The 14,361-nt window shown below is 67.8% G+C and carries 6 protein-coding genes; all 6 read right to left on the bottom strand.

All coding sequences use genetic code 11. The features are described 5' to 3' along the window. Nucleotides 1–90: 90 nt before the first annotated feature. Nucleotides 91–3,201, bottom strand: coding sequence for a DEAD/DEAH box helicase (locus Vau01_RS17975; RefSeq protein WP_203993840.1), 3,111 nt, complete (start codon nucleotides 3,199–3,201; stop codon nucleotides 91–93). Further along, nucleotides 3,198–4,925 carry a phospholipase D family protein gene (locus Vau01_RS17970; RefSeq protein WP_203993837.1) on the bottom strand — a complete coding sequence of 576 codons (1,728 nt, stop codon included), beginning with the start codon at nucleotides 4,923–4,925 and terminating at the stop codon, nucleotides 3,198–3,200. The genes Vau01_RS17975 and Vau01_RS17970 overlap by 4 nt, the downstream gene beginning before the upstream one ends. Next, nucleotides 4,912–6,111, bottom strand: coding sequence for a DUF6361 family protein (locus tag Vau01_RS17965; RefSeq protein ID WP_275423947.1), 1,200 nt, complete (start codon nucleotides 6,109–6,111; stop codon nucleotides 4,912–4,914). Before Vau01_RS17965 ends, Vau01_RS17970 begins: the two co-directional genes overlap by 14 nt. Before the next feature lie 2 nt (nucleotides 6,112–6,113). Continuing rightward, nucleotides 6,114–7,313, bottom strand: a complete 1,200-nt coding sequence (locus Vau01_RS17960) for a hypothetical protein (protein ID WP_203993831.1) — start codon at nucleotides 7,311–7,313, stop codon at nucleotides 6,114–6,116. Between the two features lie 2 nt (nucleotides 7,314–7,315). After that, nucleotides 7,316–12,691, bottom strand: a complete 5,376-nt coding sequence (locus Vau01_RS17955) for a PDDEXK-like endonuclease domain-containing protein (RefSeq protein ID WP_203993828.1) — start codon at nucleotides 12,689–12,691, stop codon at nucleotides 7,316–7,318. 214 nt (nucleotides 12,692–12,905) lie between these two features. After that, nucleotides 12,906–14,309: a CBS domain-containing anti-phage protein gene (locus tag Vau01_RS17950; RefSeq protein ID WP_203993825.1), complete on the bottom strand. Its 1,404-nt coding sequence runs from the start codon at nucleotides 14,307–14,309 to the stop codon at nucleotides 12,906–12,908. Between the last annotated feature and the right edge of the window lie 52 nt (nucleotides 14,310–14,361).

Here is a 14,361-nt window from a genome sequence, read left to right as displayed (position 1 = left end):
CCTTCGGTCGCCACACGCAAAAGATCGGTTCCGAGATCGGCTGCTCGTCTTCATTCACACAGGAAGGACACACCTGGTAGCCCATGCCCCCTACTCTGGCCCTGGCTGCAGGTCGATCGCCTCCGCCGCGACGCCGTTACCTTCGGCGCCGTCGTGCGCGATCAGCGCCAGCAGATCCTCCTGTCGTGGCTGGCCGAAGGCCAGCCGGTAGTGCACCAGGTCGGTCTTCAACCGGTCCAGCCGCGGCAGGTCCCGGCTCAACGGGTATGGCAGCACGTGCCGTTCGATCTTCGCCGGTCCGGGGTAGACCCAGTACGGCGCGAAGTCTCCGAGGCCGCTGTCCACTGCGCGGGCGGCGTCGAATGCCGCCTCCCACACGTCTGGCCGGTCGGACCGTAGCGCTTCGGCGCGGTGCGCCGTGGCGATGTTGCGCCGGATGGCGTGGCCGCCGAAGCGATGCACCCGACCTTCGCGCTGCTCGAAGTCGACCGGATTGGCGGGCGTGTTCCAGTGGACGACCGCCGAGCACCAGACGTGGAAGTCGATGCCTTCCTGTCCGGTGCTGGTCGTGGCCACGACGAACGGCCAGAACGGGCTGTTGAACGCGACGCGCACCTCGGACTGTCGCTGAGCGTCGGCGACGTCGTTGGCCCGGCCGCCGTACCGGACGGCGAAGCGACCCGGCAGTTTGATCGGATTTTCTGGATCCAACGGATCGAAGGCCTCATGCTGCGCGGGGCGCATGGTGAGCGCGTCGTGGACCGTCGCGGCGACCTGGAGCAGGGTCTCGTCGGTGAGCGGCAGGTCGGACATCGAACTCTGGACGTTGTGGACGTGCTCGTCCATGACTGCCTGGAGGCCGCCGGCGGCGCAATAGCGGAGTACCGCCTGCCAGTATGGGATGTCCGGATAGAGCTGGTCGAGCAGGAGCATCGCCTTGTCACGGTTGAAGGTGCTGCGCAGGCCGCTCGCGATGACGGCGGCGGCCCGCCAGTGTCCCTCGGCGGTCACGGTGTTCGGCCCGCCGAGGATTCGCCCCAACGACCGCCAGGCGACGTTGCCCGGTCCATGGGCCGCGATCGTGACGACGTCGTTAAGCACCTCCTCGGGAACAACATGGTCCTGGCTGCCGTCGATCGCGTGCGCGACGTGCCGTTCGAGACCCGTAGCCGCTTCGCTCTCCTCCTTGGCGACTTTTCCGAGCGCTGAACCGGCCGAAGCGGTTGTGAGGCCGTCCGGGACAGCGCCCGGCCATCCGAACACCGACTCCCACGCCTGTGCCTCGCCACCGCGGTCACCGCGGGGAGCGCCGAGTCGGACCCGTTGAGCGAACGCCGCTTCCACCGCCGAGAGGTTGGGAACCTGGTCCGGCTGCCAGCGAGCGGCCTCCAACGGGTCGCACAGCTCAGCGAGCCCCGGGTGGGGCCAGAACAACGCGAGAGTGCTCATCGCCGCAGGCCGGTCGCCGTCGATCCGGTAGTCGAGACGGGCGCGTCGCCGGCGGTTCTCGACCGCGTCGGTGTGGGAAAGCTTCTTGCGAACGATTCGGCGGTCGGCCTCATAGCTCAGTAGTGCCGCCACGGCGGTCGGAGTGGCGTTCCACGACGAGAACAGAAGACGCTTCGTCATACCTACGCGGGCGACGGCCGCGAACGGCTCGCCGAGTTCGTAGTAGGGCATCGACGGCGGCATCCACAGTAGTTGCCACCATCCACGCTCGACGGTGTCGGCGGCGAGCTGCCGCAGCCGCCCGTTGCCGAGGTCGATCTCGGCGTCACGCTCGACGGCGCGCCGGCTGATGAGCTGCGTCGAGCGGACGAGTTCGAGCCGCTCGTCTGCGGAGAGGCCTTCCACCTCGGCGCGCACCTTCTCGCCGAGACGGTAGCCGTCGACGAAGTTCAGGAAGTAGGGCGCGGACTTCCAGTATTCGACGGTCATCGGCGCGTCGAGTCGCTTCGCGAGACGACGCAGCGCCGCGTAGCCGATCATGTCGCGCTCGCGGATCTCCGTGGCCTGCGGGGCGAACTCGCGCAGCATGTCGTTCTGTGCCGGCGCCGGCCGTTCGGTCCGGCACATGACCCGCAGAAGCAATTGGCGCAGGGTATCGCGGACGTCGCCGCACGGCCGACCGGCGATGAGCGCCTCCCGGTAAACGCGGAACGCAGTCGCTACCTTGTCATGCCAGTAGCTGTCCGGGGTGAGGAACCGGAGCATCCGTTGGAAGTCGGCGTAATGGTCCTCGCCGGCGGCGGACTCCTCGGCGAAGGTGAACGGCTTGTACGGAGTCGCCGAGAGGAGCAGCACCCGGGCGTCGGGGTACGAGAACAGCTGCTGCGCGAGCTCAGCTCCCTCGGTCGGCTGTTCAGGATCGAGTAGGTAGCGGAACCGCTGGAACTCGTCGAGGACGATGAGGCTGGGCCGCAACGCGTGGACACCGGCCAGGGCGAGCGCGGTACGCAGGTCCCCGATAAGTTCCCTCGCCTCAGGCTTGAGCTCCTCGGGCAAAGTTTGCCGTCGTCCGATGCCGTCGAGTAGGGCTTCGAACCGGGCCAGGAGGCCGTCCTTTCGGGCACGCTCGAGGAAATCGCTGCTGATGGACTCGTTGACCTGCTTTCCAAGCCGATTCCACAGATTCCAGCAGACCTCCGCGAACCGGTCCGGATCGCCGACGCCGCCTTGCAGCCCGCGGTGAGCGGCGCGTAGGCGCCACCCGTCCCATGAGTTGGCGCTGTCCAGCATGAGGAGGAGCATGGCCCGTTCCTCCGCCTTGCCGGTCCGCAGGCCCTTGTCGAAGGACGTTCCGGGGGTGAACGCCACGAGGTTGAGCGGCTTGCCCCCAGCAGGTTCGGCGGCGGTGAGCTTGTCGATGTCGGCGGCGAGCATGGTGAGGCGGCTCGTCAGAGGGATGACGTTCTCGCCGGACGTCACCAACAACCGTCGCGCGTTCTGCTTGGCGATGTCCTGGTTGGAGCACACGTAGACGACGTCGATCCGTTCCACCAGGTCGTCGTCCTGAAGACGCTCCAGCATCTGCGCGATCACCCCGCGCGCGACGACGCTCTTGCCCAGCCCGGTCTCGTCGGCGACAAGGAACCGGTTACCCGGGTCCGCCCCGAAGTACCGGTCCATGACGTGGGCGACGGTCGCACGCTGGAAGTCCTTCAGACCGGCCATGATCGGCGCCGAGTCATACCGTGTCATGCCAGCACCCTTCGCCGTGCCTCCTTGACGGTGGCCCACAGCTCAGGGAAGCCTGGCGGCATCAGGCTTCGGCCCTGTTCGGTGGCCTGGAGCCGTTCGATCAGCCGACCGAGGTCATCGATCTGCGCCGGCCGATCGGCGAGAGCGGTGAGAAGCAGTTCCAGAACACCTGATCCGGACCGGGCGAGCCACATTCCGGCACCACCGCCCTTCTCCGCACCCATTGCGGCGACCGGATCGTCGCCGAGGCCAAGCAGCAGCATGAGGAACCGCATGAACTTCTCGGGAGTGTCGATCTGATGGGCGAGGACGTGGTCGAGCCGATCGGCCGGATCGCCGATCATTCGGGCGAGGACCACCGTCTTCTGCCGATTGCCCTTCGCGTCGTCGGCGGTGATAACGACGAACGGCGTGACGTCGAGCAGCGGGAGTCCCCCGAACTGGGCGTCGACCGGCTGGCCGCCGGTCAGGGTCAATGCGACGCCGCGACGCGTGTACAACTGCGCGGTGACGCGTACACCGTCGAGTACCGGCATCGGATCGCTTGACGTGACGTGCTCCACGTAGGAACCGCTGACGGCGGCGGTCAGCGGTATCGCCGCGATGTCCCGCAGCAGGTCGGTCAGAGCCTGATCGGCGTCGTTGTCCAAGGGCTCCCGACGTTCGTACGGTTCGAGAAGCGTCTTGAACGGCGCCGCGTCACCGACCATCGTGTCGATTCCGAGCCGATTACGGGAACCGGCCAACTCGACCAGCAGCTCGACGTTGCCGCCATACGCTGCGTCAGTCGCATTGGCCGAGCCGACAAACACGCGGGCCTGCTGCGCGTAGTCGACGATGTAAAGCTTCGCGTGAAGACCGGTGAGCAGATCGCCCCCGTCCTCAGTGGACAGCCCGGCCAACTCGTCCATCACCATGACATCCATGCCGTCGAGCGCGCCATCGGGAAGCCGGTCAAGCTCCTCCTGGCGTCCGACCACAGTGGTCTTCTGGCCGGGAGCGCACTGCTTGAGCCCGCCTTCGGTACAGAATGGGGAGACCACCAGGTGCCGGGTACCGGAGAAGTCGGGAACCGTGGAGCGGGAGAGCCCCATCGCGTGGAAGGCCACGTCGGTGACGTCTTCGGGGTACTCCCACTCCGCGCGGTGGACGTCCTCGCACAGGGCGTCGATCGCCGCCCGGCGACTCGGGTCGATGGGGTTGGTGGCCAGGCCGGCGGCCTGCTGAATCAGGTCGAACAGCGGCCGGTTCGCGGCGATCGGCCTGCTGCCGATCACACCATCGAGACGCAGGCAGGTGTCCCAGCTACGGTCGGCGGTCAGGTTGCGGCTGAGTACGAGCAGGCGGAGCGACGCGGTGCCCGTCTCGGCGTCGTCGAACCGCAGCAGCCACAGCTTCGGGTGGAACAGCCGACCCGGACGGGGCCGGCCGACCGGGTGAACCATCCGCTCAACGAACGCGACGAGGCTGGACCGTATGGACGGGACGGTCATGTGGCCGGCCTGGCAGAAGACGTCGATCCGGTCGGCGCAGCGACGAACGCTGTCCAGCACAGCGATCGGATCCGCAGAGTCGCGGGCGGCGTGCGCGGCGAATGCGAGCGGCGCGATCAGCAGGCTCTCGAGGTCGAGCGTGAAAGTAGTCGCGACCGCTCGCGACAACGTCGAGCCCGCCGGCGGACGCAACGCCTCCAGCAACAGCGACCGGGCGTCAGGCGGCAACATCGGCCACCTCCAGTCCGGCCCGGATGTCGACGATCTCCCGCCGCACCTGCGGCCACCGGTAGATCAAGGGTGCGCTCCCCGACGCGCCATTCCATACCCGCAGCAGCTTCTCGTTGACCAGCCGCGACTGCCCACGCTTCACCAGCCGCTCCCGGTCGCCAACAAGCAACTGCAATCCTTGGTCGTCTGCCGTGACACCCGCCTGAACCGCGTCGAGCCACGCGTCAACGAACCGCCGCATCAGCGTGTTGCCGGTGATCCGAGGGCTCTGCTCGATCACTCGACTCCACATGTCGCCCCGATCCCACCGGGAGAGGTCCGGTTCGGTGGCGACGCCCGCCGCCCACTCGGCCAACCGGTCCTCGTACCGCGACACCGGCTCCTCGACCTCGCTGAGGCCCGCCTTCTCGTATCGCTGGGCGATAAGGAGGTTGTAGAGCAGCGCGGCACCGTGCATGCACCTGGAGAAGAGCCGCGCGTGACGCAGAACAGTCGCCGTCTGCTCGGGTGCTCCAGCAGCTGCGGCGTCCTCCCACGGAGCTCCGCTGTCCGGGCTCGGATCGTCGTCGGTGGTCAACAGGTGCGTCAGGAGCGTGCCGGGGGCCGCCGTCAGGATCCGTTCGCGGATCCAGGACGCTTCAGCCAGGGTCAACACGAATCCACCGTCGACGCTCGACGGAAAGCCGTCCGGAGCCTTCGGCAACGTCGGATGCCACGCCGACGCGGTGCGGTGTGTCAGCTCAGGGACGTCGAGGAGCTCGTCGGCGACCGTGCCGACACCGTCACCGGTGCGTACGCCGAAACGCGCGAGCGCCGTCCCGTAGATGACCGACGGCAGCGTCTTCACCGCCGGTCCTGCACGGCGGCCGATCAGCCCGTCGGCGTCAGCGGAGTTGCGCAACGCCTTGATGACCTTGCGCTCGTTGTCGGCGACCCGGGCGGTCAAGCGGTCTCCGCGCAGGCCGCGCCGCTCGCCGTCGACGTGGCACCAGGGAACGATCAGCAGGTACCGGGCCCGCGTGTGCAGCACAGACGTGCCAGGGAAGAGGAGATCGCTGAACGCGTCCCGGATCTGCCCGATGCCGAGCTCGTCTCGGCTCTCCTGCTCGCTGAACATCTTCAGCATCTCGCGCATGCGCTGCTGGTCCGCCCGAGAGCTGTCCAGCCATGCCAATCCCGATGCCATGTTCAGCTGACCTCGTCGTCTTCGCGCTGGCGACGCGTTCGCGAGGTGATCCGGCCGACCGCCGATCGGGCCTTCCTACCCGCCTGCCTGGCCGCGTCGACACCGACCTGCCCCGTCTCGACCGCCCGGTTCTTCACCTCCGCCGCCGCCTCTACCCACCGCCTCGCCTCCAACGAATGCCGATCGCGCTCGATCCCGAGCCGCCCGTGAAACTCGACCACGGCGACCGAGACCTGGTTGCTCGACTGCACCAGCGCCGGGGAGGCGGCCGGGTTCAGCAGCACCTTCGCGTTTGCCGTGCCGGCGGCGGCGTCCATGCGGGTCAGCAGACGACCTGTGGTCCGTGAGATGAGTTCCAGCCGCTTCTGCCGTGCGGCCCGGATCGAGAGGCGATGCTGGTCCAGCTCCTCGGGCGAAGCGTCGAGCACCCGGTCGAGCTCCAGAACGGCGATCGCGTCCTGCAACTGGAAGCAGCGAGCCAGCACGGCGAGCCACTCCTGAACGGTCGACCTGGCGTCCTCGGAGGTCTTGGCGAGTTCACCGATCTTGGACTTGCGCTCCATCTTCTCAGCGAGCCCGTCGAGTTGGCCCAACGCGTATGCCTGAGTGCGCGCGATCGTCGTCGGCATCGCCTGCACCTTCGACCAGGTGATCTCGGAGACCCGGCCGACGTGCTCTCGAGTGGTCATGGCCTCCTCGATCATGAGGCTGACTCCGATCATGTCCGCCAACACGGCGTCCGTCTGCGCGCGGAGCACGTCGTCGACCTTTTCGTCGATCACGGCGAGGTAGTCGGTGATCTCGTCCATGGTCTGCTGCATCGCGAGCTGCGCCATGAGACCGGCGGCACCGGCCAGCGCGGCTGGGTTGCCGAGAAGCGATCCGCGGGTCAGCTCCAAGAGTCCTTTGATCTTGCCATTCTCGGTCAGCACGGCTCGACTGAGACCCGCCTGCGAGCCCGTCATCAGCTTGTATTTCTTCATCGCTTGAGCGGACTTCTCCGTCAACTTCACCCAGCGACCCGAGTTGGCGGCAATCTCCGAAGCCGCCTGAGCGGCTGCGGACCCGGTGCTGAGAAGCCGTTTCAGCCCAAGATCCTTCGACAGCAGCCCCTCTGAAGCGAGGAACCGATCGACAACCACCGGATCTCCGATGACCGCCAGCCCATCGCCGTCACTGATCAGCTCGATCTCATCGTCCATCGTCAGCTCCTGAGGGGCGTTCCGCGGGACAGCGGATTGCGGCGGGCGTGATCGATCCGGTCGCGCGCCACTGCCAGCTCGTCTTCGGTGAACAACGAGCCGTACCTCGAATCGAGAACGAGGGCCTCGACTGTGAGATCGATGCGGTCCCGCTCCCAGAGGGCGGTGAAGCCCTCGGACACGTGGCCGGCGCGGAGAAGTTGGCGGGCGGTGCCGAGGCCGCCGTGTTCGGCCAGCATTCGCCGGAAGACGGTGGCGTTGTACCCGGCCTCATCCCGCGCGCGCTCGTAGACGCGCGTCATCGCCCGGTTGAACTGCGCGATCACGTCGGGGGCGGGAGTCTCTGCGCGCTGCGCGGGTGCTGACCGGCCCGCCGTGCACCGCAGCAAACGGGTGACGCTTCGGCCGCGCAAGGCGTACGGGCTCGCCGCCGGGAAGTACTGCACGAGCCCAGCCAGGGTGCCAGACCGATCGGCGACGGGAATGTCCCGTCTTAGTTGAGCGGCGCGGACGAGCGCCCGAGCTTCCGGTTGCCGTAGCCAACAGACGATCCGGGCGCCTCTGGGCCCGGCCCGTTCGATGACGACGTTCGCCCGGTAACGCTTCGCCTCCTCCGAGGCACTGTCCCGGTAGCGGGCCCAGCCGGTGATCTTCCCCTCGTGCCGGATCGGGGTGTCTTTCAGCGCCTCGTACGCGTCGAGGGCGGCGAGTGCCTCGTGCGGCCGGACCCAGCCGGCGCTTCGGTATCCGGCCGGGACCGAGGGCAGGCCATCGTCGGTGGTTGCGGTTTGTGGCTCGACGACCGGCTCAGTGGCCGACGCCTCAGGAACCGGCTCTTCGACCACCGGCTCCTCCGGAGCGGGCCGCACCGGCACAGCGTGCGGCTCAGCAACCACCGCCTCAGCGACAACAGGCTCAACAACAACCGGCTCGTCTTCGACAACATGCCAGACGCCTCTGGACGTGAACTTGATCTCTCTGCCGTCTGCGGCAGCCGCCAACAGCGCACGCTGGTCTGCCTCCGACACACTGTCCCAGTCGACATCGGCCGCGACGCGTGGCCAGCCGGTGTTCCTCACTCGCGGGGCCTGGCGCGGCCGCGCCGGCTCGGGAACAGCCAGAACGGGCTCGACGTAGGTACCGATCCGCAACTCGTCGATACGGGTCCACAGTGGAGCCAGCGCCGCCTCCGGGTCGCGGCTGAACGCGCTCCCACGAATACGGACGAACACGCAGTTGCCGACGCGTTCGAGCATCGCCTGCCGGCGCATGTCGCTCTCCCACTGGTCCGGCCCGTGGTACGCGTCGCCGTCGCATTCGATGGCCAGCCGGCGCCCGTCGGGGGCGGGCAGCATGAAGTCGATGCGGTACCGGCCGATCGCGAACTGTGGCAGCGGCCGGTACCCGCGAGCGAGAATCCGGCGCAGGACGTCGCGTTCGAAGTCGCTGTCGCAGCGTCGTTCCAGATCGCTGTACGTCTCCTCGGCGACGGTGACGTTCTGGCAGTACTCGATGAGCTTCGCGCGGGCGTCGTCGGCGACGAGGTCAGCGGTCTGGATGGAGTGGTAGAGCCAGAGCTGGTCGCGAGCGCGGGAGGCGGCGACGTTGATCCGTCGGTGGTAGTCGCGCTTCGTGAACGCGCCGGGCCGTCGTGGGTCGTTCGCGGAGACGACCATCGACAGCAGGACGATGTCACGTTCGTCGCCCTGGAATGTGTACGGGTCACCGACCCGCAGCCTGCGACGGTGCATCTCCTCCGCGCCGATCCGGTCGCGGATCCGGTCGAGCATGTACATGGCCTGGCCGCTGCTGCTGAGCAGGCTGACCACGCCGATGCTGCGCGCGGCGTGCGCCGGGTCGTCGACGATCAGCCCGACCCGTTCCACCAGCGCGTCGGCCTCGGCGACGTTGACCTCCCCGAAGGGAGGGACGTGCTGCCGCACACCCTCACCGACATGAACCGCGACGACCGGTGTGTCGACCCCGGCCGGCTTGTCCGCACGCAGTGGCTGGATCTTTCCGTCGTAGTAGGCGTGGCTGGAGAAGTCGATGATCGCGGGCACGCACCGGAAGTGTTCGGTGAGCAGGATGCGTTGCGATCGCCGGACCGCGTGGTCGTAGAGGCTGCCCTCGGCGTCGAAGTGTTCAGCCGACGGCAGATCGTTCAGGTGCGCGGCGATGAGCCCACTGACGTCACCGAGGAAGGGCAGTTGCGGGCCGATCTGCTGATCGTCGCCGACCACCACCGCCCGGTCGGCGAGACTCAGCACAGGAAGAGCGAACATGTCCGCCTGCGACGCCTCGTCGACGATGACCACGTCGAACCGGGCACCCTCGGTGAACTGTTCGATGGCGCGGTCGATCGACATCACCCAGACCGGAACGGCGTCGACGGCGGCGGTCATCGCCCGCTGCGCGTGCTGCTGCCAGTGGGCCGCGCTGCGGCCCGTCCCCTTGCCGATCTTGCGCAATGCCGTCGTCCAGTCGGCCAGGGCGGCGCGGCGCCGGTCGTCCAACGACCGCGCGACCTGCAGCCAGGCCGCGGCGGACACCAGCTCACCGGTCAGCCGGCGGATCCGCTCCCGCGCACGATCGACGCGCCGGCCGAGCTCCGCCGGGTCGGCACCCGCGATGGTCTGGTCGAACCAGGTCTGCGCGCGTCGCCATTCCCAACGCCGTTCGCAGTCCGCGCCGAGTCCGGACAGCACCCGCGCGGTCCCGGCGTCGATTTCGGCCGCCCAGCCCGGCGCGACGGCCGCCAGGCGGCCGTGCAAACTCCGGTAGGTATCGGCGTCGGCGCGGAGCGCCGCCAGCCGGGTCGCCTCGGCGCACAGCGCGTCCCACCGCGGCAGGTCGGCGTCCTGCCAACTCAGATCGAGGACCCGCCACAGCGGACTCGCATCAGGCCCGGATTGCCCGCTCCGCAACAGGTCGGTGATCTGTTGTTCGGCGTCGACGAGCGCGTCGAGTTCGAACACAACGTCGGCCCTCGTCAGGATGTCCTGGACTACGCCGAGGTTGGCTGCGGAGACCGGGGTCGGCGTGGGAACACCCAGCGGCCGAAGGACCTGGCACAGCGCGGGCCACCGCCGCCGGTCCCAGTCCAACGCCGTTGCGGCGTCGGAGAACAACCGACCGGCCCACAGCTCCGGCTCCCCCAGCGGTTCGGGCAGGGTCAGCCCCACCCTGGGCGCCCACTCCGCCCAGCGCCGGCCCAGCTCCTGCCGCAGCTGATACCGCCGGAGGAAGGCCAGAATCAGGTCGACGTCGGCGGCCGAGCGCAGCGGCTCACCGTCGACGAGACAACCCGCGGCGACCCTGGCCAGCGCCGATTGGAAGACCTTGCTCACGCCCTTACCCGCAGTGAACCGCTCCCGCAGCTCCGTCAGCATTCCCGACAGGCGACGCTGCTCGGCGGCGAGTTCCGGCGACACCCTGACGTCGTGTCCGGCCAAAGCGCGGGCCACGGCGGCCAGTTCCTGCATCGCCCGATCGCACGCCGCTGCATGGTCGTCCCACAGCTGCTGCCAGTGCCGGTCAGCTAGCAGGTCGCCGAGCCGACCCGTCCACCCGCCTTCGCGCCCACCGAGCACGCGCTGAGCGTCCCGAAGATCGCCGACCAGCGCACGCAGCGCGACCTGCCCGAGCCCGCGGATCTTGTTCAGGTCGACGCCGGCCGCGCTCAGGCGGTCGGCCTCCGTCGTGGCGGCGTGGCGTCGCCGGCGGCGGCTTGTCAGTTCGGACGCGCTGGGCAGGTCGTCTGTCGTCGGGAGGACGTGTAGTGCCTGGACCCGGTCGGCTGCCGGGACGCGGTTGGCAAGTTTCAGCAACACCGTGAACTCAGCCACCGACAGAGGCGCTGAGCGGTTGATCGCGTCGGGGATCTCAGCGAGGTCGCCCTGCCGTTCCCGCAGCCAGGTGCCGACCTCGCTGATCGACAGCGTGGCGCCGTCGATGTCGTAACAGGCGGATTCCTTCTCCGCGATGTTGCGCAGGTTGTTCAAGGCCCGGGCGAGGTCGCGCTCCGCGTCCTGGAGACCCTGGGAGAGCCGGTCGACCTCCGCCTGGCCGGCCCTGTGGTCCATCGTCGCGGCTCGGTCCGACAGCTCGCGGGCGGCGAGTTGAAGCTGGATGAGCTGGTCGGTCGACCGGCCCAGAACAGCGATGCACAGCGGCTGGATGTCGGCCGGCAGTCCGTCGCGGAGGACCGTCAGCGGGTCGTTCTTCTGCGCCAACACCAAAACCCGCTTTCCGTGCGCCATCAGATGGCAGATCAGGTTGCGGATGGTGTGGGTCTTGCCCGTCCCCGGCGGCCCCTGCACAGCCACCGTGCGGCTGCCGGCGAGACGGTAGGCGATCGACTCCTGCGCTTCATTCGTCGACAGCGGCATCAGGAGCCGCTCGCCGACCGGGGCCCAGGTGTCCGGTCGGTCGCCGGGCATACGCAGGGCGCTGGGTTCGTGGGCGAGGATGGCGGCGAGGCTGCCGATGCTGTCGAGGTCGCCGGCGAGCAGCCGGTCGCGCAATTTCTGCAGGAACCGGCGCAGCATCCGCTGCCGTGGACGGGCGAACAGAACCCCTGTGTCGTGAATGTGTTGGCCGGTGGGAGCCGGCGAGCTGGCTTCGCGGATCACCGGGTCGACACCGAGCCTGCGGAGCACTCCTTCGAACAGTTCCCTTCGCTCCACGTCGTCCCATAGATCGGTGGTGACCTGTCCACCGGCCCCGCAGAACTCGACCAGCTGTCGGAGCCTCCGCTCGTCGATTCCCGTGATCGGGTCGGTCTGGAGCCGCGTGAAGCCCTGCGGTGACACGAACACAGTGGGGCCATCGGGGTCGTACTCGATCGCGACCGGGGTCGCGAACAACGGGTAGGAGACTCGTGCTCCGTCTACCCGGAGTTCGCCGATACCGTGACCCCAGACCAGCTCCTCCGTGGCGGCGTTCATGTCGAGCCGGTACTTCAGGTCAAACAGCCGCAGGTGAAGCGATCGGACCGCCTCGGTCTCCGCGGCCCGCCGCGCCCACGGCCGCCACTCCCGATCCCGCCACGCCTCGAACGCAGCGAGCACGTCGGAGTCGACCTCCGGCAGCAACCGCGGCTCGCGATCATGGGTTACGCCGCTGAGCACGAGGTTGCGGAACTGAACCGGAACGACGATCGGCTTCTCCGCGACGGGCAGGCCCACTCGGAGCCAGGCGTCGCTACCGCTCGAAGGCCCAACCGCCAGTTCCGGGTGCCGGGGGAACCCGTTCTGCCAGAAGGCGTCGGCCGTCGAAACAGTCCGCACCGGCCGTTCCACCTGCGCCCGGACGGCGAGCAGGTAGTCGGTCAAGGCGACAGCGCGATCACGGATGACGAGTGGCGTTTCGGCCATGGACGGTGGAACCTCCCAATGTGCCCCTGGGCCGCCGGTCATGACCGGCTATGTGCATGCGTGTCTATCCTGCTGGGATTCACGTGCCAGCACGCGACCCGCCGTCCGTTCGGACGCCAAGTCCACCAATTCGTGTAGGCGGGCTGGCAATCCGGCGGCGGGTCGACGACGAGCAGGCGAGCGTTCTTCGCGAAGGGGCTGTTGACCGGACCCGTCACACCTTGTACTTGCGGATGAGGTTCAAGAAGTTCCGTAGCTTCTCCACGTCGTGCGGATTCACCGGGTCAGGATTGAAATGCATCACTGCATTTCGCACTTTACGAAGCTCATTCAGTCGTTCGACGAACAGCTTGCGGCTCAGTCTCCAGCCCAGCTTGGCCCAGCACGCCGGGTTGTCCAGCACGGCCTGATATTGACCGATCGTCAGTTCGTCCTTGGACCGGAACGACAGGCCGGCCTTCTTGCACGCGTCTCGCATCTCATCGACCGTGAACGCCGAGTGGATCACCTGACGCAGTTCTTGATCCACCTCACCGATCAGGAAGAACGGCGTGGCCGTCTCGTCGTACTTCCCGACGACGTCCGATCCGGTGATGATGCCTATGATCGTCCGGTCGTAGTCCCGTACGAAGAGGAAGCCGTCTTCCCGGAGGACTTTGAGGACGTCGAGCAGCCGCGTGTCGTAGTCGAACACCTGGGCCGTCCGGTCGATCGCATCGGCGAGTACTGCATCCGGGTCGAGGTGCTTCGCCTCGGCAATCGACTTCCACGAGACCGTGCCGTGTAGGGTCCGCGGATTGACCAGAACGGGAAGCTGAGAGAAGTCGTTCAGCTGCATCGCGGTGACAGCCTCTTCGAAAGACGCCCCGGGAGAGACGCTCACCAGCACTCGACGGGCGGGAAGCAGATTGCCCAGGGTGAGCCCGATCTCGGTCTCCACGTCCTGATCAGCGTCGACGACCGGGCGGGCCGGATCTTCGTGGGTGAAAAGCGACTCTGATGGATCACGTGGCGACTGCTCCAACGTGACCATGCGAACAACCCGGTCCAGGCTGACAGCACGAAAGTCCGGCTCCGTGGTCAAGCCGTGGTTGGCCAGGTCAGCGTCGATCTGTGTGGTGACTTCCCGGTCCCGGTCATCGGCACCCCACAGCCGGAGCATGTCCCTGACCGTCAACGACTTCGGCTGCCCGGCCTCAGCGCGTCGCCTCGCCTCGCTCAGCTCGGTGAACCGATCACGAGCGGCGGCCACACCGGTCTCGTTGTCTTTGACGGAAGACACGGCGGCGGTCTCTTTGGCGACGTCGGTGAGGAGCTGAACCCGAAGATCATGGAGCGTCGGTCCCCCACCGGCAAGTGACCAAGCGATCCATCCGGCGACCGCCGTGACCTCGGCGGCGGCAACGGCGGCAGCCGACGGCGTATCGAACTCCCGTCCATCGTCGAGTCTGAGCCGACCCCGGTTGGTGACGACCGATCGATGGGTGCGTCGAGCGGACTGCCGGTACAGCAGCTCCTGCCCCGGTTTCAGAAGACCGGCCTCGACCAAATCGGTCAGCCGAACGCGGCGACCATTGATGAGCAGCTCACGACGTGTCCGGACCTTGTCCTCGGACATATCAGAATGATCCCCTCGACGAAACCAGCTTGATCAATCACGCCGAGATGAC

Source organism: Virgisporangium aurantiacum, from assembly GCF_016863635.1.
Lineage (GTDB): Bacteria > Actinomycetota > Actinomycetes > Mycobacteriales > Micromonosporaceae > Virgisporangium > Virgisporangium aurantiacum.
Note: the sequence above shows the minus strand (reverse complement) of the source record. Positions and strands in the feature narration are given on the sequence as shown.